This is a genomic window from Brucella rhizosphaerae (genome assembly GCF_002252475.1).
Classification (GTDB): Bacteria; Pseudomonadota; Alphaproteobacteria; order Rhizobiales; family Rhizobiaceae; genus Brucella; species Brucella rhizosphaerae.
The window spans coordinates 17,153-38,690 of the sequence record NZ_NNRK01000012.1 but is presented as its reverse complement, the minus strand read 5'-3'; the positions used below and the strand labels follow the sequence as shown (position 1 = coordinate 38,690).

Here is a 21,538-nt window from a genome sequence, read left to right as displayed (position 1 = left end):
AATTCAGGAGCTTCGCTAGAGTCATATTCGTGTCAGTGGTCAAATTCCGGCATTGCTCGCTGCCCGAGGCAAAGGGATGCAATTATCGGAAGCAGGCCACGGGTGGCAAAAAACCCCTCGCTTAATGCGAAGGCTTATACATTGTGAGGCCGGAACATTTGTTATGATGTTCCGGCCTCTTTTGTTATCGGGGCTTACAACACCCCAATGGCGGGGAGCAACGCAACCGAGTCCGTCGAGCATGAACGTTCCTTCCTTAAAGCATAAATCCTGTGCCCTTTGCAGCTTCGTCGCACCATTGAGAAAGCTTCGCGCTCGCGTGTAAGGAAGCCCCTCACGGTTTAATGCTAAAACATTCAGCTTCGCTTCTCTTACTCATAGACACTGGCGATCCGCATGGAATGCGGATAAATGCACTTTGATAAATATGAGTATGAGGGGTCTATGTCTTACTTCCCGAAATGGCGGCTTACCAATAACAGCACTGTATTGCCCGATGAGAGGCTTCCAACCGCAGCTGCGGTGCCGATGGGCATCCAACATCTGTTGGCAATGTCCGGGTCCACGATCGTTGCACCTTTACTTATGGGGTTTGATCCCAATGTTGCGGTGTTCTTCTCAGGCATCGGAACATTGTTGTTCTTCCTGATGACCGGCGGGCGTGTTCCGAGCTATCTCGGCTCGTCCTTTGCCTTCATTGCGGTTGTCATAGCCGTTACTGGCTATTCCGGCAGCGGCCCCAATCCCAATATCGGTCTGGCGCTTGGCGGCATCATCGCCTGTGGCGCGCTTTATGCCCTGATCGGCCTCATCGTTATGACGGTAGGAACAGGCTGGGTCGAGAAACTCATGCCGCCTGCTGTGACCGGGGCAATCGGCGTTGCCATCGGCCTGAACCTTGCACCTGTGGCAGTTGGTCAGCTTAAAGGCACTGGCGCGCATATGACCATCGCAATGCTTACGGTCCTCTGCATGGCGATGATTTCGGCCTATGGTCCGCTCGCCACGAAGCGCATTGCTGTGCTGCTTGCGCTCCTGTTTGGCTATTGCCTCGTGCTGATTTTCGGCAATGGTATGGGCATGGTTCCCGGCATCAATTTTGCCCCTGTCGGTGCGGCCGCATGGTTCGGCCTGCCTGCCTTTGCTAAACCCGAGTTCACCTGGCCAGCAATCACACTGATTGCACCGGTCGCGATCGTTCTTGTCGCTGAAAATCTTGGACACATCAAAGCGCTTGGCTCAATTACCGGCCAGAATATGGACCGCTATATCGGTCGCGGCTTTCTGGGTGACGGTCTTGCCACGATGATTTCCGGTTCTGGCGGCGGCACAGGCGTCACCACCTATGCCGAAAATATCGGCGTTATGGCTATGACCAAGGTTTATTCGACCCTGATCTTCGTAATCGCTGCGGTGGTCGCAATTGCGCTCGGCATGTCACCAAAGTTCGGCGCGATCTTGCAGACCATTCCAGCGCCGGTTCTCGCAGGCCTTGCTATATCCGTCTTCGGTCTCATCGCATCCGCGATGGCGCGTATCTGGGTGGTGAACAAGGTCAATTTCGCCGACCCGCGCAATCTGTTCACAGTTGGTGTGGCCCTGATTTTTGGTGCTGGCGATTTTACCGTCAATATTGGTGATTTTGCGCTGGGCGGAATTGGAACGTCCACTTTTGCAGCGCTGATAATATACCAGTTGCTCAGCATTGGTCGCCCAAGCGGCGACGAAAAGAGCTAGATAATAATATCGCGCAGAACCTTTATGGCTCTGCGCGATACTCCCCCACCCGCATCGGGCGCTCAACTCTTATCAGGCGCGACGCGTGCCTGATGAAACGATATCGAGATAAACGGCCAGCACCAGAATGCTGCCCTTGATGATCTGCTGCCAGAAGGTATCGACACCAAGCATAGACATGCCATTGTCGAGGCTCGACATGATGAGCGCACCGACCAGCGCACCAATGACCGATCCCACGCCCCCGCGCATGGACGTGCCACCAATAAAACACGACGCGATCGCATCCAGTTCGCCACCGAAGCCTGCTGAAGGCGTTCCTGCTGCAAGGCGCGCCGTCGTTGTCAGACCGGCAACCGCAGCCATCAAGCCCATCAGCGCAAACACCGCCATCTTGACGAAGTTCACATTGACGCCCGAAAAACGCGTCGCTTCCAAATTAGAGCCGACAGCATAAATATGCCGCCCGAAAACCGTCTGGCGGGAAATGACGGTGAAAACACCCAGAATGACCAGCAAAACCAGAACTGGAACCGGCACCCCCTGATAGCTGTTGAGTATCAGGATAAAGCCAAGGATCAGGACGCCTGTGCCAAGAAGACGAGCGGTTTCCATCGCAGGTGAAAGTGTCTGCAGACTGTGCTTTCGTTTACTGGCGCGGGTTCGCAGCGTGATCAGTATGAGCACTGTGAAGAGGACCATAGCACAGACGTTACCGAGCCAGCCCGGCAGATAACCCTGTCCGATATATTTGAAATCCGACGAAATCGGCGCAATAGTGACGCCGCCCATGATGCCCAATACGATACCGCGAAACACCAATTGTCCGCCAAGAGTGACAATAAACGACGGAATACCGAGATAGGCAGTGAGCCAGCCGTTAAAGCCGCCCAGTATCACGCCCAATACAAGAACCGTACTTACTGTGGCCCATAATGGCCAACCGTAAACCACGTCCAGAACTGCGGCGACCCCACCAAGAAGCCCAAGCAGTGCCCCGACAGACAGGTCGATTTCACCCGCGACAATGACAAACACCATCGCCGAGGCCAACATGCCTGTAATCGCCATCTGACGCAGAAGGTTGGAGAAATTGCGCGCCGTCAGAAACTGCGAGCGCCCCATTTCCGGGTCATAGGTCATTACGGCAAAGAATGCCCAGATGAGAGCCACCACAATCAGGAGCGCTACGATCTTGTATTCTGCAAGAAATTTTCTGAGGCTTTTGCCTGTCAACGTCATGTCATGCACCGGTTAGATTAGTTGCAGATCAGTCTTCAAAGACTAGGCCGCATTGGTTGCAGGCTTGCCGATAGCAGCGGCAAGAACCTTCTCCTGGGTGAGATTTTCATTCGGGAAGTCGCCACGCAATTTGCCCTCGCCAATCACGAGAACTCGATCGCTGATACCGAGCACTTCCGGCATTTCCGACGAAACCATCAAGATCGCAACGCCTTGTTTGGCGAGCGCGAATATCAGCTTGTAGATTTCATATTTCGCCCCAACATCGACACCACGTGTCGGCTCATCAAGGATCAGAACCTTGGGATCGGGCAACATCATTTTAGACAGCACTGCCTTTTGCTGATTGCCGCCCGAAAGCGACGCGATCGCCAGCATAGGATCAGCTGTCTTGACTTTGAGCCGCAGAATTTCGCGCTGGATGGTGGCCAGTTCCGCTTCCTTATCAATCAGGCCGCGCAGCGAAAAGCGATCCAGCACCGAGATCGTCATATTATGGCCAACCGGCATGATCGGAAGGATACCGTCCCGCTTGCGATCCTCGGGCACCATGCAAATGCCCTGCCGCACGGCATCGCGCGGCGTGCGGATTTTGATTTCTTTGCCGTCGAGAAATATCTGCCCCTCATGGGCACCCGGCCATACACCAAACAGGCTCGATACGAGTTCGGTGCGCCCCGCTCCTACAAGACCTGCAATGCCCAAAATCTCGCCGCGTCTCAACGCAAACGAAACATTGTCGACCACCTTGCGGTCGGGGTTGGTGACACCCCAGCAGCTCACATTGCGAGCTTCAAACATCACCTCGCCAATGTCATGCGGTTCGCGCGGGAAGAGGTTTTTCATCTCGCGCCCTACCATCATGGTGATAATATCAGGCGTTGTCAGTTCTGCCATCGGTCGCGTCGCGATATGCGCGCCATCGCGGATGACCGTCACGGTGTCGGAAATCTCCGCCACTTCATCGAGCTTGTGAGAGATGTATACGCAAGCCATGCCCTGTGCTTTGAAGTCCTTGATCAGATCAAGCAGAACCCGCGTTTCAGAAGCGGTCAGCGCAGACGTCGGTTCATCAAGGATCAACAGCCTGGCATTCTTGTTGATCGCTTTTGCGATCTCGATCAGCTGCTGCTTGCCGCCAGAATAATGATAAACGGGCAATGCTACATTGATGTCGTTAATCTTGAGCCGCGCCAACAGTTCAGTTGCCCGCGCATTCATCTGATCGTAATCGATGAAGCCGCCATTGGTCGGCTCCGAACCCAGAAAGATGTTCTCAGCCACAGACAGATGTGGAACCATCATCAGTTCCTGATGAATGATGACAATCCCGGCTGCTTCCGTGTCACGGATGCCACTGGCTTTCAGCGCCTCCCCTTCCCAGAAGATTTCACCGGTCCAGGTGCCATAGGGATAGACGCCCGACAGAACCTTCATCAGCGTGGACTTGCCAGCGCCATTTTCGCCACAGAGTCCGACACATTCTCCCGCGCGCACTTTCAGGTAAATGCCATCCAGCGCCTTCACGCCGTTGAACTCTTTACCGATGTTTCGCATTTCCAAAAGATATTCGGACATCAATAACGACCTTGCAGTATCTACATAAAAAATTGTCCGACAACGCTGTCAAAGACAGTCCTGCCAAACTTAATGTGAGGCCAGACGCTGGAAGCATAAGTTTCCAGCATCCGGCCCCGCAACTCATTCTCAGCTTCACAGAAAGAAGGCCTATTTCCCTTCGATCTGCTCCTTGGTGTAGAAGCCATCCGTTACATAGATGTCGATATTGTCTTTGGTCACGGCAGTCGGCGTGAGCAGAAGCGTATCAACTTCCTTGGAACCGTTATCGATCTTGCCGTTGAACTCCGGCTTTTCGCCCTTCACCAGCTGCACGGTCAGCTTGGCTGCTTCTTCAGCAATCAGCTTGAGTGGCTTGTAAACCGTAACGGTCTGCGTGCCATCAACCAGACGCTTAACGGCTGCCAGATCACTATCCTGACCGGACACAGCAGTCTTACCCGCAAGGCCCTGCGCTGCAAGTGCCTGAATCGCACCACCGGCAGTGCCGTCATTGGAAGCGACAACTGCATCAACCTTGTTCTGTGCGGCTGTCAGCGCGTTTTCCATGATCGAAAGCGCTTCAGTCGGGCTCCATTCCTTGACCCACTGCGAGCCAACGATCTTGACCTTGCCTGAATCAACCGCTTCCTTCAGCGCCCGTTCCTGACCAGCGCGAAGCAGCTTCGCGTTGTTGTCGGTTGGCGAACCGCCGAGCAAATAATAATTGCCTTCTGGCTTTGCCTTCAGAACCGCTTCAGCCTGCATGAAACCAACGCGCTCATTGTCGAAGGAAATGTAAGCGTCGATATCGGCATTGAGGATCAGGCGGTCATAGGAAAGAACCTTGATGCCGGAAGCCTTCGCGTCGGCCACAACCGCGTCAAAAACCTTCGAATTCATAGGCACAATCACGATGGCATCAACGCCCTGCGAGATCAGATTTTCAACCTGCTTGACCTGCTTTTCTTCGTTGCCATCAGCCGACTGAACGTTGACCTTGGCACCCAGCTTTTCTGCTGCCGCGATGAAATAATCGCGGTCGCGTGCCCAGCGTTCAACGCGCAGATCATCAATGGAAAAACCGATAACCGGATTTTCCGGCGATGCAAAAGCTGGTGTTGCGCCCATTGCGCCAATGCCGAGAGCTGCTGCAACCAGCGCGCCTGTTAGAAAATTACGACGTTTCATGCACTGTTCCTCCAATCACCGCCGGCATTATGCCGGTTGATATAAATCCTCGCCCCGAACGAACCCGCCCCCGGAGTCTGGCACGACAAAGCAGCCCCTAACGAAGCTGCTTGATTTCATATCTGGCTGATCCTCCCTGCGGTGCAATGCACCAAGATCACTCCAGTGAGTCTTGCCCGCAAAGGTGCAAGATCTCATCCTCGGATGCAATTGATACGTGAACAAAAATGAATAGCAAGCATTTTTTGATTTACGTACCTCATTTTTGATCCTATGTTCCGCTCCGAGGAGTGAAAATGAAACCCACTGTGCATGATATAGCCAGAACTGCGGGCGTCAGCCTCGCCACGGTAGACCGTGTGCTGAACGATCGCCCCGGTGTGAGAGCAAAGACTCGCGACCGTGTCACGGAGGCGATGAACACGCTTGGCTATGTACGCGATGTCGGCGCCGCCAATCTTGCGCGCGGCAGGCTTTATCAGTTTGATTTTATTTTGCCGGATAATGAAAACACCTTCATGCAGAGCCTTCGGGCAGAGCTTGAAGCGGCAACAGAACGCGGACTTTCCGAGCGTGTTCTCATCAATCTCGTGCTTGTACCGGCATTTGATGAAGCAGCACTCGTTGAAGCGCTGCAAGCGAGTGCGGAACGCAAACCTGATGGTGTCGCTTTTGTTGCGGTCGATACCGACCCGGTGCGCGACGCCTGCTTACGCCTCGCGGAACAGGGCGTTCATGCGGTTACGCTTGTTTCAGACCTCGGCAATTCATCCCGCGAACATTATGTCGGCATCGATAACGGCGCTGCCGGACGCACTGCAGCGCGGCTGCTGGGCCTTTTTGCAAGTGGCACCAATGGAGCCATCGCGGTCATCGCCGGCTCGCTGAAAGTGCACGACCATCAGGAGCGTTTTGAAGGCTTTAAAAGCGCCATGGAGTCCGATTTTTCCGGGCGTGAGATTCTGCCGGTTCTGGAAGGTTTCGATGAAGGCGCGCGCGTCGAAAAGCTCGTGCTTGAATTGCTAAAAAACCGCAAAGACCTTGCAGGAATTTATAGTCTGGGTGCGGGCAACAGCGGACTTGTACGAGCACTTGCGGCTGCCCGAAATGACAATCAGCCCCTCGTTATCGCCCATGAACGTGACGACGTCACATCGCAGGCCCTGAAAGACGGTCTCGTTCATGCAGTCCTTGCACAGGATGCGGGCCATGAAATCCGCAGTGCCATTCGTGTTCTTAAAGCAACGGCAGATCGCCTGGCAATTGTTCCCGGGCAGGAACATATCCGCATCGAAATCTTTCTGAAAGACAACCTGCCGCAGCTCGACTGAAGCGCAGGCAAAACGACAAATCCACAGGAGCGATTATGTATCTCGGCCTTGATCTTGGAACATCCGGCGTAAAGGCGCTTCTGATCGACAGCGAGCAGAAGTTGATAGGCTCAGCGCATGGTGAACTCGACGTTTTCCGGCCTCATCCCGGCTGGAGTGAGCAGGACCCGGCGCAATGGATCAAGGCTTGCGAAACAGCCATTGACGGTCTGCGCGCGGCGTATCCCCAAGAGTTTGCAGCCGTTGCGGGGATCGGCCTTTCAGGCCAGATGCATGGCGCGACGTTGCTTGATGAACACGATCAGGTATTACGCCCCTGCATCCTTTGGAACGATACACGCAGCTATAGGGAAGCGGCAGAACTTGACGCCGATCCAGCCTTCCGCGCCATCACCGGAAACATCGTTTTCCCCGGCTTTACCGCGCCTAAGCTCGTTTGGGTCGCCCGCAACGAACCAGATATTTTTGCCCGCACCCGCAAGGTTCTTTTGCCAAAGGATTATCTGCGCCTTTGGCTGACCGGCGAATATGTGTCCGATGTGTCGGATTCGGCTGGCACGAGCTGGCTCGATACCGGCGCGCGCAAATGGTCAACTGAGCTGCTCGCAAAGACAGGCCTGACTGAGAACCATATGCCTAAGCTTGCCGAAGGCAGCGATGCCACCGGAACCTTGCGCGCTGAACTCACCGCGCGTTGGGGGCTTACAAATGCTCCTGTCGTTGCAGGTGGCGCAGGCGATAACGCGGCTTCTGCTTGTGGCATGGGAACGGTCCAGCCCGGACATGCTTTCGTTTCGCTTGGTACGTCGGGCGTTCTGTTTGCGGCCAATGGCGCCTACCAGCCAAAGCCTGAAAGTGCGGTTCACGCCTTTTGTCACGCGCTTCCCGGTACATGGCATCAGATGGGCGTTATCCTGTCTGCCGCGAGTGCGCTCGACTGGTTTTCCCGTATCGTTGGCGCAACCCCGCATGCGCTCGACACGGAACTTGGCGATACACTCAAAGCACCCGGCAGTGTGACCTTCCTGCCTTATTTGTCCGGCGAACGCACGCCTTACAATGACGCGAAAATCCGTGGTGTATTCAGCGGCCTTGAGCATGAAACCGATCGCAACGCGATGACGCAGGCGGTGCTTGAAGGCGTGGCCTTTGCCATCCGTGACAATCTCGTGGCGCTCCAGTCGGCAGGCACAGAAATCAAGTCCCTCATCGCTGTGGGCGGCGGCTCGCGCTCTTCCTATTGGCTGAAATCAATCGCTACCGCATTGAATGTGCCTATTTCCCTGCCTGAAGAAGGCGATTTTGGTGCGGCTTTCGGTGCGGCGCGCCTCGGACTGATCGCCGCCAGCGGTGCCGACCCATTTGCGATTTGTACGCCACCTCGCACGGCCCGCACCATTGAACCCGAACAGGCGCTGATCTCGTCATATGACGAAGCCTATCAGCGCTATCACGCACTTTATCCCGCGCTGCGTCCACTCGCGTAAAAAGCGAAGCGACAGCGTCACCAGCATCAACATTGGAGGAGCATGATGAGCACCGGATTTTTCGGCGACATCCAGAAAATACGTTACGAAGGACCTGACAGCGACAATCCGCTGGCGTTCCGTCACTACAACCCGGACGAGATCGTCTTTGGTAAACGGCTGGAAGACCACCTGCGCTTTGCTGTCGCCTATTGGCACACATTTGCATGGGAAGGCGGCGATCCTTTTGGCGGCCGCACCTTTGACCGTCCCTGGTATAAGGACAGTCTCGAAGCTGCAAAGCTGAAAGCCGATGTGGCATTTGAATTCTTCTCGCTTCTCGGTGCGCCTTATTATTGCTTCCACGATGCAGACGTCCGCCCGGAAGGCAATAACTTCGCTGAGAACACCAAAAACCTTGAAGCCATCGTCGATGTTTTTGAGCAGAAGCAAGCAGAAACCGGCATCAAGCTTCTATGGGGCACAGCCAATCTCTTCTCGCATCGTCGCTATATGTCAGGCGCTGCAACCAACCCCGATCCGGAAGTGTTTGCTTTTGCCGCAGCCACCGTCAAAACCTGTCTCGACGCGACCAAGCGCCTTGGCGGCGATAACTATGTTCTTTGGGGTGGTCGCGAAGGTTATGAAACCCTTCTCAACACCGACCTGAGCCGTGAGCTCGACAATATGGGCCGCTTCCTCAACCTCGTGGTCGAGTATAAGCACAAGATCGGCTTCAAGGGCACGATCCTTATTGAGCCGAAGCCACAGGAACCAACCAAGCATCAGTATGATTACGATGTCGCAACGGTTTACGGCTTCCTCAAGCGCTATGGTCTGGAAAACGAAGTAAAGCTCAACATCGAACAGGGCCATGCAATTCTTGCCGGCCATTCCTTCGAGCATGAGCTGGCACTCGCCCGCAGCCTCGGCATTCTCGGTTCCATCGACATGAACCGCAACGATTATCAGTCGGGCTGGGATACAGATCAGTTCCCGAACAATGTGCCTGAAATGGCGCTTGCCTATTATCAGGTGCTGCTCGATGGTGGCTTCAGGAATGGCGGCACCAACTTCGACGCGAAACTGCGTCGTCAGTCGCTCGACCCGCAGGATCTGCTGATCGGTCATATTGGTGGCATGGATTGTTGCGCGCGTGGCCTTAAGGCCGCCGCCCAGATGTTGAATGACGGCGCTCTGACGAAGCCGCTTGATGAGCGCTATGCTGGTTGGTCTGGCGCTTTCGGCAAACAACTCGCAACCGGTCTTTCGCTGGAACAGATTGCTTCAGAAGTCGAAACGAAAGACATCAATCCGCAGCCAAAATCCGGACGTCAGGAATATCTGGAAAACGTGGTCAACCGTTACGTTTAAAGCATTTGAACCAAAACTGCGAAGCAGTTTTGCATGAGAAGAGCTGGTTACAAAGCAAAAAGCCCCGCTCAGTGAGCGGGGCTTTTTTTAATTCGATACCACATTATGCGTCATCCGACAGGCCGCAAAACGATCCAAACTCTGATCATAAGCAGAAGTCTTTACCGCCATCATCCCAAGCACTGTGTGGAACAGATTGTCATGCGAGGACGGCTCTGCCGCCGTCTTACGCAGGCAGTCGAGATTCAAGCCCGTATCCGATGCATATTCCGGTGCAAACCATGTGATGAACGGTATGTGGGTCTGTTGTGATGGCGCTATGAAATAGGGCGCGGCATGAAGATAAAGACCATCCTCACCAAGCGACTCGCCATGGTCCGACATATAGATCATCGCGGATGCAAACTTGTTCTCACGCGCTTTAAGAAGATCAATAACTTCCGACAGAATGTGGTCGGTGTAGAGGATAGAATTGTCATAGGCATTGACGATTTCTTCCTGTGAACACCTGGCGAAGTCGTTGGAGCGGCAATCCGGCTTGAAACCTTCATATTCCACTGGATAGCGACGATAATAGGCTGGTCCGTGACTACCCGTCATGTGCAGAACGATGGTCGCATTACCAGAAACCTCGTCAAGCTCCCTGGACAGATTGTCGACCAGTATCTGATCGAGACATTCACCGCCTTCGCAATAGCGACTATCCTTCGTGCTCTGCAGTTCAATCAGTTTGATCCGCTCTGCAACACCCTTGCTACCAGTATTGTTCTCGTACCAGCTGACTTCAACGCCTGCATGTTTGAGCACATCCATCAGGTTCTCAGACCCGCGGAACTTCGTGTTGGAATAATCTTCGCGGGTGAATGGTGAAAACATGCACGGTACAGAAACGGAAGTCTCGGTGCCGCAGCTTGTTGTATCGGTGAAGGCAACCACATCACGCTTTTTCAGTTCCGGATTGGTCTCGCGCGCATAGCCATTGAGGCTGAAATTTTGTGCGCGTGCGGTTTCGCCTACCACCACAACTGTCACGAGCTTTTTGCCCGACGGCAATAGTGTCAGCGCTTGTTTGGCATCCAATCCAAGCGGCTCCATTGGAATGTCGCGGTTTTTGACGATGTTTGAAACATATTGAATCGTGCTGGTGATCGGGGTGCCGGGCATAAGTTTTTGCATGATATCAGCACCATGCTCACGGAACATGGACGAGTAGGCAGCATAGTTCGTGCCCAGTATAGTGACTGCTGCAATCAGGCAGGTGAGAATGACGCCTGTGTTCACCATCAGCTTTCCGAGCAACCGGCGGTGTTTGACGCGCACCCATGCAATCAGCAACGATGGAATAACGCCATAAAGCAGCATGTGCCAAAGGAAGCTCGGCGTCAGCAATGCACCGGACTCAGCCTGTGTGGTTGTCAGCGCTGCCTCAACGACATTCTTGTCGATGATCGTGCCGAATGTGTCGGTGAAATAGGAGCCGCCCGCAGCAATGATCACGAAAAATATCAGTATTGGCTTGATGATATATTTTGCCGAGAACAGAACAAACAGAGCCACATGCAGCAGCAAAAGCGTGGCCACTATGCCCGCAAGCCTCAATGGAGAATCGGCATAATAGGTGCCAATTGCACGCCAGAAAGACATGTTCGTGAAAATGAGAACGTAGAGTGCTGTTAAAAGGCACAGCGGCCCGCTGGCAATTGTGGGACGAAACTTCTGCATGGCACACGCTTTCGTACGGCTTTGAATTCGCACACCCTATGCGCCGGCAGATTATATTAGTCGGCTGTATCAGGCATCTTTGCCTCAGACATGAAAACAAGATGGCTTTTCTACGGCGAACGAATTGAGTGGCTGATTGTGCCATCAATCCAAACAAAAACGCCGCCAAAAATGGCGGCGTTTTTCGATTTGATTTTATATCAAAGGTTTACCCATCCGCCATTTTTGCTGGACGAGCGCACACAGGCGTCGATGAATGCTACGCCTTTGACGCCGTCATCCACGGTTGGATAAACAACCGCACTGTCCAGATGCGTGTTGTCACGCTTTGCCTGAATGGCATTGGCCGCTTCAACGTAGATTGTCGCAAAGGCTTCCAGATAGCCCTCCGGATGACCGCCCGGCACGCGGGTCACGCGGGTTGCTGCCTGTCCTACGCCTGAACCGCCACGGGTGATCAACCGCTTCTGTTCGCCAAATGGTGTAAACCAGAGCCGGTTCGGATCTTCCTGCGCCCATTCAATGCCGCCCTTCGTGCCATAAACGCGAAGACGCAGCGCATTCTCATTGCCGGGTGCTACCTGGCTGCACCAGAGCATACCCTTAGCACCACCTGCAAAACGCAGCATCACATGTGCATTGTCGTCAAGGCGACGACCTGCAACGAAGCTGTCGAGGTCAGCTGCAAGGCTGTCAAGCGTCAGCCCTGTCACAAACGACGCAAGGTTGAAGGCATGGGTGCCGATGTCGCCTGTCGCGCCACCAAGACCAGACTGAGCTGGATCTGTCCGCCAGACAGCACCCTTGGCACCGGTTTCTTCAACAGCTTCCGTCAGCCAGTCCTGCGCATATTCCACCTGCACCACACGCAGATCACCCAGTTCACCACTGGCGATCATTTCGCGCGCCTGACGAACCATCGGATACCCAGTGTAATTATGGGTAAGCACAAACAAAGCGCCGCTCTCGTCGGCCACTTTTTTGAGCTTCTTTGCGTCGGCCAGTGTCGAAGTCAGCGGCTTGTCGCAGATCACATGAATGCCGCGGCGCAGAAACTCCTTGGCGGCATCATAATGCACGTGGTTTGGCGTCACGATGGCCACAGCCTCGATCCCGTTCTTGAGACGTGCTTCGCGGATTGCCATTTCCTTATAGCTCGAATAGATGCGGTCTTCCGCAAGGCCAAGCTCACGCCCCGACGCCTGTGCTTTTTCCGGTGACGAAGACAAAGCGCCTGCCACCAGTTCAAAGCGGTTGTCGAGCCGCGAGGCCATGCGATGTACACCGCCAATGAATGCACCCGAGCCGCCGCCAACCATGCCAAGCCGAATGCGTGGATTTGCGGTTTCTTTGGTCTTTGCTTCAATCGTCATTATACTATCCTATAGTCCCAGCATACGGCGATTGGCTGCATCATCGGTGCCGCCGGCCGCAAAGTCATCAAACGCTTTGTCGGTTACGCGAATGATGTGGTGTTTGACAAATTCCGCACCCTCACGCGCACCGTCTTCAGGATGCTTCAGTGCGCATTCCCATTCGACCACAGCCCAGCCATCAAAATCATTGGCAGCCATTTTCGAGAACACAGCACCAAAATCGACTTGCCCATCACCGAGCGAACGGAAGCGACCAGCGCGATTGACCCAACCCTGATAGCCGCCATAGACACCCTGACGACCCGTCGGGTTAAACTCGGCATCCTTGACGTGAAACATCTTGATGCGGTCTTTGTAGATGTCGATATTGTCAAGATAGTCGAGACATTGCAGCACGTAATGCGACGGATCATAGAGCATATTGGCGCGCGGATGATTTTTAACGCGCTCCAGAAACATCTCGAACGTCACACCATCATGCAGATCTTCGCCCGGATGAATTTCATAGCAGATATCGACGCCATGCTCATCCGCATGATCGAGGATTGGTGTCCAACGACGCGCCAGTTCGTCAAATGCCGTTTCAACCAGACCAGCAGGACGCTGCGGCCATGGATAGATGAATGGCCAGGCCAAAGCGCCTGAGAATGTCGCGTGAGCGCCAATGCCGAGATTGCGCGACGCCTTGATCGCCATTTTTACCTGCTCGACAGCCCATGCCTGACGCGCTTTCGGATTTCCGCGTACTTCAGGAACAGCAAAGCCGTCAAAAGCTTCATCATAGACTGGATGCACGGCAACAAGCTGGCCTTGCAAATGCGTCGAAAGCTCTGTCACCTCAACGCCATTTTCACGCGCGACACCAGCAAACTCATCGCAATAATCTTTGGATTCCGAGGCCTTCTTCAGATCGATCAGCTGGCTGGCCCATGTTGGCACCTGCACACCGGCATAGCCTTTTTCTGCGGCCCATTTGGTGATGCCGTCCCATGTATTAAACGGCGCTTCATCGCCCGCAAACTGCCCGAGAAATATCCCAGGCCCTTTGATCGTCTTCATCAAAAGTCCTCCAACTGAAAATTCGACCCGATATCGGGCATAGGGGCGAGAAGCCCTCAAGCGTTAAACTGCGCGTCCGCCAAGGCAGACGCGCATATGAGTATTAGAACGGAGAATCCGGGAAGTAGAACTGCTCGGCGTTGTCCTTGGTCACCAACGTGGCATCAAGGATATAGTTGCCGCTCACTGGAATCTGATCATAGAAATGACCGGCAGCGAGCTGCATGGCTGTTGAAACCATTGCGGGTGGGTAGAGAACATCGACCGGCATAAGCTTGTCGCCATCCATGACCTTCTTGATCATATCCTTGGAACCGGCACCGCCGATAACATACTGGATATCTTCGCGGTTAGCCTGCTTGATTGCTTCAAGCACGCCAACGGCCATGTCATCATCCTGACACCAGACGACATCGATCTTCGGATATTTCGTCAGGAAGTCCTGCATCACGCGGAAGGCATCGTCGCGGTTCCAGTTGCCATACTGACGATCGAGAACCTTTACATTCGAGCCTTCGATACCTTTGTCAAAGCCGTCCTGACGCTGTTGATCGATAGGAATAGGCAGGCCGCGAATGATGACGACCTGTGCGTCTGGCGTAGTCTTCTTGATGTATTCGCCAGCAACCTGACCGAGAGCAGGGTTGTTGCCCGCCACATAGAGATCACGGATCGAATTGTCGTTGTTGCTTGGTGCGCGATCGACCAGTGCTACAAACGTGCCCTTGTCCTTGATCTCCTTGATAGCATTGACAAGTGGATCAGGATCGGATGGCAGCACCACAAGACCGTCCAGGCCCTGAACGGCAAGATCCTGCAATGCATTTGCCTGGCTTGCTGCATCCGGCGAAGTCTTGACGATCACGTTAAGGCCGGGATGCTCCTGCATCAAAAGCTTGGCCACGCGTTCTGCATGATAGACAACACCGGCAGTCCAGCCATGGTCGGCGGCTGGAATGGACACGCCGATTGTTACCTTCTTGTCCTGCGCACTTGCAACGCCCGTAAAGACCAACGCACCTGCGGCCAATGCTGCAAAAGCAACACTTAAAAGTTTTCCTCGCATTATTTCCTCCCAAATGTTCAGGGGGCTTTATCCCTCTGTGACCGGACCGCCCCTTCAATCCCGTCAAACTTAGTGGCCAGCGCCATCAGGCACTGGCCGTTATCGTCGCGACAACGAACGCTGCACCAGCATGGCAATGATGATAATCGCGCCCTGAATAGCCCCGATCAGATACTCGCTGATGAAATTGGAAAGCAGCATGATATTGCCGACAATTTCCAGAATGAATGCGCCGCAGATCGTGCCCCAGACACGCCCCACTCCGCCTCGCAATGCCGTACCGCCAACAACGACTGCGGTGATCGCCTGCAATTCCCACAACATGCCCGTTGTTGCGGAGGTCGACCCCAACCGTGGTACATAGAGCAGCACCGCAACTGCCACGCAGAGCCCCTGCACGATATAGGCAATGGTACGAACGCGTTTGACGGAGATGCCCGAGTAACGCGCAACATCTTCACTGGAACCAACTGCAATGACATGGCGACCATAGCGTGTGCGATAGAGCACAAAAGCCGCTATCGCCGCCGTGACGAAAATCGCAATAACCGGGATCGGGACACCAAAAACGGAACCGAAATAGACAGGGCGGTAAAGCGCCTGAATTTCAGGATTGCGCAGCGTAATTGCGCCGCCCTGTGACAGCCAGGTCGTCAGGCCACGATAGATACCCATCGTACCGAGCGTGGCAATAAACGGTTCTATACCGCCAAGTGTTGTAATCAATCCATTTGTCAGTCCGCAAAGTGCCCCCACCACAACGGCCAGAAGTACGGCAGCGATCAGCATCATGACCGGATCGGCAATAACACCGCTGTTCATAAACATGATCATGATGCTGCCGACAAAAGCTGCCATAGCACCGACAGACAAATCGAGCCCCCCCGAAGAGATCACGTAGGTGGCACCAAGCGCGATGATTGCAATGAATGCGCTACGCGTCGCAACATTCAACAGATTGTCGATGCTGATGAAATTCGGATTGGCAATTGTACCCAGAACAAGCAGCAAAAGCAGCGCAATAAAAGGCGCAACAGCCCTAAGATCCCAATCTTTGGACGTTTTCGGCACTCTGCTTTTATCAGTCACTACGTCTGTCATTTACTCCCCTTTTTTTGTTTAAGCCGCTTCTTCGGTGCTGACGCCGGTTGCTAAGACAACGATGTCATTTTCGGTCATGCGTTCGCCTGTCACCTCGCCTGCAACCCTGCCCTCGCGCATGACGACGATACGGTCGCATACGCCAATGAGTTCCGGCATTTCAGAAGATACGACGATGATCGACTTGCCCTCGTCGGCCAAATTGGCAATGAACTGATAAATCTGTTCTTTGGTGCCCACATCAATGCCGCGCGTCGGCTCGTCGATAATGACGATAGACGGGTTGAGCATCATCATTTTTGCCAGCAGAAGCTTCTGCTGATTGCCTCCAGAAAGCTGCCCGGCAAGAATATCCTTGCGGCCCGTGCGGATATCAAACTCCTTGATCGCATCGTCGAGCGCCGTGCGCTCTTTGCGCCGATCAATTTGCAAGCCCCGTACGAATTTACTGATCGAAGCGAGTGTCAGATTGATACCGAGGTCCTTGGTAAGCAGCAGACCCTTGCCCTTCCGATCTTCGCTCAGATAGGCGATACCGGCGGAAAGACTTTCGTGGGCATTGCGGAAATTGACCGGTTTTCCATTATGACGAACCTGCCCCTTGCCAGGACGCAGCCCGACAATACCTTCCATCAATTCCGTTCGACCGGCACCAACAAGCCCTGCAAAACCGAGAATTTCGCCCTTGCTCAACGTAAAACTTGCCGTTTTAACATAGCCCGGAACGGTAAAATCATCGACCTCCAGAACCGGCACCTGTCCGTGACGTGCTGCGCGATCTGGATAAAGCTTGGCAACATCACGCCCCACCATCAGTCGGGCCATGTCGTTTGGCTGAAGCTCGGACGCCATATGTGCTGCCACGAGCGTCCCATCGCGCAAGACCGTCACACGGTCTGAAATCTCTTTCACTTCCGGTAACCGGTGCGAAATATAGAGAACCGCAACGCCTTTGGCGCGAATGTCGCAAATCACTTTCAGAAGCGCCTCGGTTTCAACCGGGGTAAGCGATGCCGTTGGCTCATCAAAGATCACCACGCGATGTGGCACAAGCAGAACGCGGGCGATCTGCACAAGCTGGCGTTGTGCAATAGACAAACTTCCCACGATGGCATCGGCACTAATATCTGCACCAAGATCACGAATGGCTTTGCGAGCGCCTTCGCGCATCGATTTGTCATCAACAACGAGACCGTTGGAAAGTTCGCGCCCCAGATAAATATTCTGCGCAACAGTCAGATCCGGTGCCAGCAAGATTTCCTGATGCACCAGAACAATGCCTTGCGCTTCAGCTTCTACCGGACCGGAAAACGAAATTGGCTTTCCATCAATGTGGATTTCACCGCTGGTAGGACGCTCATTGCCCGCCAGCAGCTTCATCAATGTCGATTTACCGGCACCATTCTCGCCAATAATCGCGTGAACTTCGCCGCCATAAATGCTGAGATTTATATTTTTCAGAACCTGAACAGGTCCGAACGATTTTGACAACGAGACCGCCTCCAGAAGCGGCGCCTCATGCTCGTTTCGGGTTGCGTTCATACGCGCGCACCAACGCAAGCGCTATCGCTTGAACGCCCGCCGCGACTTCTGATTGTCAGATTTTCCACTTGCATGTGAACTCCTCCCAAAGCTTCACCATATAACCTTAACGTTGGCTTTGAGGTACGTAAAGCAAAATTCTGCATAACATAAAAATCATTGGCAATTTATAGTGGCCAGCCTCACTCAAAGGGCTCAGCGAAAATTTGAGGTATTGAACTAAAGGGGTATACTCAAAACCAAGCGCGGGCTGATATTCAGCCTGCTGCGTCGTGGACCGTTCGCCGGAAAACAAGGCGCAATTCATTATATTGAAAGGCCTGAAATTCGATGTATGACGTCCCCTGCCGCGTTACCGGGCCATTAGAGCGTATCTCGATCTGATTGTTTGTTTGTACGCGCATCTTATCCGAAAGCCGTTTCACACTTTTCGAGATGTGCTCTGAAACGAACGACGGATCGAGCCTCACCGGTCACCGAATAATACAATCTTAAATTAGCATATACAGCAAGACACGCGCTTTTTTATATACTATGAAGCGGTAACGTCTAAGGCGTGTTGAATTGCGGATACAGACACATGAACTCCCATTTAGCGCAGTCAAAATGGCGCATGCTCGACATGCTGCCAGCTACCGCCCTTTTCCTCATCGGTCTTGTAGCACTCATCTATGCGATGCTTTTTCCGCGTGGTGAGAACGGCCAATTCGCCGTTCTCATGCAGCCATGGGCAAATGTCTCACAAGTGGCCACGCTGCTCAGCAAAGCCGATGCACAGATCCTTTCCTTCAATGAGCGTATGAACGTTGTGGTTGTATATTCTGCACGTCCTGACGCCATTGACGCACTTTACGATGCAGGCGCGTGGCTCGTCTTCGAACCCGCACAACTGTCCAGCTGTTTTGACCTTGCTGTCACCGGGGCCTAATCCATGATCATTGAGCTTGATGATATTCGCAGACGTTTTGCGCGTTTTCTGGTCGTTTTTTTCTGGCTGCATGTTCCGCTGTTTGCAGCCATCGCATATGCAACCGGTGCTTCGGTCATGGGTGGGGCGCTTGCAGGGGCATTCCTCGCAGCAAGCTATAATCTGATGTGGTGGCGAGCCGATATCGCACCCGCAACCCGCTTTTTATCTGCGGTAGCTCTCGTGGCAGAACCCGCAATTCTGCTCTATCTGCTGCGTGGTCACATCTGGCAGATGGACATGCATATGTACTTCTTTGCCATGCTTGCGCTCACCATTGGCTGGTGCGATCGAAGAGCGACCATCATTGCGGCTGTTGCCATCGCGCTGCACCATCTGACACTTGATTACATGCTGCCATCCCTCGTTTTCCCGACTGGCAGCGATATTCGCCGGGTCATGATTCATGCCGTGATTGTCGCTCTTGAAGCCGCGGTTCTGGTGTGGTTCTCGGACATGCTCGTCGCTTGCGTTAACAGCATCAGCAACATGCGCGACGAGATCATGGTCAAGAATGCAGAGATTGAGACACGCTCGGCCCAGGTTGAACAGGCCTACAAAACCAAAGGTATGTTCCTGGCCAATATGAGCCATGAAATCCGCACGCCGCTCAACGCGATATTGGGTTTCTGCCACCTGATGCTCCGTACTGACATGACAGAGCGCCAGCGCGATTACCTTGCCAAAATTAATGGCGCGAGCGGCTCTCTGCTGCGCCTGATCAATGATATTCTGGATTTTTCCAAGAACGATGCCGGCAAACTCACGCTGGAAAACCGTCCGTTCGAGCTGCGTGCCCTTTTTGATCGCAAATTGCAGATTACCAGCGCCGATGCCCGGGCCAAAAATGTAACCGTTAGCCTGCACATCGATCAGGGTGTTCCCGAACGCCTTGTCGGCGATGAAATGCGCCTTGGCCAGGTTCTGCTCAATCTGATGAGCAATGCCATCAAGTTCAGCGAGAACGGCTCGGTGACACTTCGTGTAGGCGGCAAAGCGACAGATAGCGGCGATTATAGATTGCAGATTGCTGTTGCCGATACCGGTATCGGCATGACGCCCGACCAGCAATCCAAACTGTTCAGCTCATTCTCGCAGGCCGACAGCTCGACCACACGTCGCTTCGGCGGCACAGGGCTCGGGCTGGTCATCAGCAAGCAGATTGCCGAACAGATGGGTGGTGACATCACCGTGCTCAGCACTCCCGGCCAAGGCAGTGTCTTCACAGTCACGACCACTCTTGGCAACGTCGACCGAACGCATGCAATTGTCGAAAGACCGCAAGCGCATATTCAGAAGCTTCGGATACTTGTTGCGGATGACAACCCGGCTTCCCGCGAAATTCTGCAAAGCCTTTTCGCGGACTGGTCGATCCAGGTCGATCTGGTCGCATCGGGCACCGAGGTTATCGGCGCACTGGAAACCGCGTTCCAACGCGGCCAGCCGTATGATTTGCTGCTGCTCGACTGGAAAATGCCGGGCATGGACGGCATGGAAACAGTGGGCAGTCTCTATGCCAATGCAAAGCTTGCCAAATTGCCGGAAATTGTCCTGATTACCGCCTATGGCAGTGACGAGTTCAAGGAAAAAGCGTCACGTGCCGGCATTGCTGCCTACCTGCCCAAACCCATCGAAGCCCAACAAATCCTGCAAACGCTGAACATGCTTTTCCCATTGTCCAAAGATGCCAAGGACGAAGCAAGGGATTCTGAATTGATCGCAGAACCGTTGCGCGGTGCGCATGTCCTGCTGGTCGAAGACAATGCGATTAATCGCGAAATTGCTTATCAACTCCTGTGTGATGCGGGTCTTGACGTGGATACAGCAGAAAACGGTCGCATTGCCTGCGAAAGCGTTGCGCGATCCGGCTCACTCTATTCAGCTGTGCTGATGGATGTTCAGATGCCGGAAATGGACGGGCTGGAAGCCACCCGTCATATTCGTCGCGACTGGAGTCCGGATGCCCTACCCATCATTGCGTTGACTGCGCACGCCTATGAAGAAGAGCGCCGCAGATGTGCGGAAGCCGGTATGAACGATCACGTCGCCAAACCAATCGATCCGAGTGTGCTGATCGGAACGCTTGAGCGCTGGATGAAGCCGCGCCGGGTCGATCTGACCTCTGCACCATTGCAGGAAAGCAGGATTGAGGTCACTCAGGCCGATCTTCCCGAGCGTCTTCCGCCATTCGACCTGACACGGGCACTGGTGCGTGTGAACGGAAAACAGGCTCTGCTGCGTCGTCTCATCATCAGTTTCCATGATGATTTTCAGAACGTCATAAAATCCCTGATGGATCAGATCGCCAAGGGCGACCTGACCGGCGCGCGACGTCTTGCGCATACGCTCAAAGGTGTTGCAGCATCGCTGGAACTGCCAGAAATTGCGCGTATTTCTGCCGAAGTGGAACTGGCGATCGCCAACGAACAGCTGGTTGGCCTGGAGCCAACACTTTCAGCGCTCAACTCTGCGCTGAAGCCGGCCTTAAAAGCTGCGGCGAGTCTGAAAGATCAGGCCGCAGCGGCCGCGCCACAAACAAGCACAAGTGCGCAATCCGCAGATATTGCATCGGCTGTAACGACGCTGCGCGACCTCCTCACCCGCCGGAGCATGCGCGCTCGCAGCAGTTTCGATGCATTGCTCCAACTGCTTGGCTCTGATGCCAGCCAAGGCGATAATGCGGAAGCCTTGCGGGCGGCAAAAACTGCGTTGGACAAGCTCGATTACGAGCAAGCCCTGCGCAATCTGGACGAAGCTTTTGCTGAGGACCGTCCTTTAGCAACTTAATCATCACTTGCTGCGCAATG

At 54.0% G+C, this 21,538-nt stretch carries 15 protein-coding genes; 6 read left to right on the top strand and 9 right to left on the bottom strand.

The genetic code is table 11. The annotated features are described in order from the left end of the window. Positions 1 to 444: 444 nt before the first annotated feature. Positions 445 to 1,737: a solute carrier family 23 protein gene (locus CEV32_RS01135; protein ID WP_094573608.1), complete on the top strand. Its 1,293-nt coding sequence runs from the start codon at positions 445 to 447 to the stop codon at positions 1,735 to 1,737. 72 nt (positions 1,738 to 1,809) lie between these two features. Here CEV32_RS01135 and CEV32_RS01130 read toward each other — a convergent pair whose 3' ends face one another. From CEV32_RS01130 to xylF, 3 genes are all read right to left on the bottom strand, one after another. Beyond that, positions 1,810 to 2,979, bottom strand: coding sequence for a sugar ABC transporter permease (locus CEV32_RS01130; protein WP_094573607.1), 1,170 nt, complete (start codon positions 2,977 to 2,979; stop codon positions 1,810 to 1,812). Positions 2,980 to 3,021: 42 nt separating this feature from the next. After that, positions 3,022 to 4,557: a xylose ABC transporter ATP-binding protein gene (locus CEV32_RS01125; protein ID WP_094573606.1), complete on the bottom strand. Its 1,536-nt coding sequence runs from the start codon at positions 4,555 to 4,557 to the stop codon at positions 3,022 to 3,024. A 150-nt stretch (positions 4,558 to 4,707) separates the two neighbouring features. Next, positions 4,708 to 5,727: a D-xylose ABC transporter substrate-binding protein gene (gene xylF / locus CEV32_RS01120; RefSeq protein WP_094573605.1), complete on the bottom strand. Its 1,020-nt coding sequence runs from the start codon at positions 5,725 to 5,727 to the stop codon at positions 4,708 to 4,710. 296 nt (positions 5,728 to 6,023) lie between these two features. Here xylF and CEV32_RS01115 point away from each other — a divergent pair, with 296 nt between their 5' ends. The 3 genes from CEV32_RS01115 to xylA are packed head-to-tail and all read left to right on the top strand — an operon-like array spanning position 6,024 to position 9,898. After that, positions 6,024 to 7,058: a LacI family DNA-binding transcriptional regulator gene (locus CEV32_RS01115; RefSeq protein WP_094573604.1), complete on the top strand. Its 1,035-nt coding sequence runs from the start codon at positions 6,024 to 6,026 to the stop codon at positions 7,056 to 7,058. Between the two features lie 35 nt (positions 7,059 to 7,093). Next, positions 7,094 to 8,545 (top strand): xylulokinase, encoded by a 1,452-nt coding sequence (gene xylB / locus CEV32_RS01110; protein ID WP_094573603.1) that lies wholly within the window; start codon positions 7,094 to 7,096, stop codon positions 8,543 to 8,545. 45 nt (positions 8,546 to 8,590) lie between these two features. Then, on the top strand, positions 8,591 to 9,898 hold the full coding sequence (gene xylA / locus CEV32_RS01105; protein WP_094573602.1) for a xylose isomerase: 1,308 nt from the start codon (positions 8,591 to 8,593) through the stop codon (positions 9,896 to 9,898). A gap of 87 nt (positions 9,899 to 9,985) precedes the next feature. On the opposite strand, the gene CEV32_RS01100 is transcribed toward xylA, so the two are convergent. From CEV32_RS01100 to CEV32_RS01075, 6 genes are all read right to left on the bottom strand, one after another. Then, positions 9,986 to 11,620 (bottom strand): phosphoethanolamine transferase, encoded by a 1,635-nt coding sequence (locus tag CEV32_RS01100; protein ID WP_094573601.1) that lies wholly within the window; start codon positions 11,618 to 11,620, stop codon positions 9,986 to 9,988. 200 nt (positions 11,621 to 11,820) lie between these two features. Then, positions 11,821 to 12,993 carry a Gfo/Idh/MocA family protein gene (locus CEV32_RS01095; RefSeq protein ID WP_094573600.1) on the bottom strand — a complete coding sequence of 391 codons (1,173 nt, stop codon included), beginning with the start codon at positions 12,991 to 12,993 and terminating at the stop codon, positions 11,821 to 11,823. Between the two features lie 9 nt (positions 12,994 to 13,002). After that, the gene (locus CEV32_RS01090; RefSeq protein WP_094573599.1) at positions 13,003 to 14,055 is read right to left on the bottom strand and encodes a sugar phosphate isomerase/epimerase family protein; all 1,053 of its coding nucleotides are present in this window, start codon (positions 14,053 to 14,055) and stop codon (positions 13,003 to 13,005) included. Between the two features lie 103 nt (positions 14,056 to 14,158). Continuing rightward, positions 14,159 to 15,121: a substrate-binding domain-containing protein gene (locus CEV32_RS01085; RefSeq protein WP_094573598.1), complete on the bottom strand. Its 963-nt coding sequence runs from the start codon at positions 15,119 to 15,121 to the stop codon at positions 14,159 to 14,161. Between the two features lie 99 nt (positions 15,122 to 15,220). Further along, positions 15,221 to 16,222 carry an ABC transporter permease gene (locus CEV32_RS01080; protein WP_094573597.1) on the bottom strand — a complete coding sequence of 334 codons (1,002 nt, stop codon included), beginning with the start codon at positions 16,220 to 16,222 and terminating at the stop codon, positions 15,221 to 15,223. 18 nt (positions 16,223 to 16,240) lie between these two features. Beyond that, positions 16,241 to 17,764 carry a sugar ABC transporter ATP-binding protein gene (locus CEV32_RS01075; RefSeq protein ID WP_094573596.1) on the bottom strand — a complete coding sequence of 508 codons (1,524 nt, stop codon included), beginning with the start codon at positions 17,762 to 17,764 and terminating at the stop codon, positions 16,241 to 16,243. A 580-nt stretch (positions 17,765 to 18,344) separates the two neighbouring features. Between CEV32_RS01075 and CEV32_RS01070 the strand changes: the two genes are divergently transcribed. Together CEV32_RS01070 and CEV32_RS01065 are read left to right on the top strand one after the other, a co-directional pair. Further along, a complete protein-coding gene (locus CEV32_RS01070) occupies positions 18,345 to 18,692 on the top strand; it encodes a hypothetical protein (RefSeq protein WP_143128772.1) in 348 nt (115 codons plus the stop codon). Between the two features lie 3 nt (positions 18,693 to 18,695). Then, on the top strand, positions 18,696 to 21,518 hold the full coding sequence (locus CEV32_RS01065) for a response regulator (protein ID WP_094573594.1): 2,823 nt from the start codon (positions 18,696 to 18,698) through the stop codon (positions 21,516 to 21,518). Positions 21,519 to 21,538: the final 20 nt, after the last annotated feature.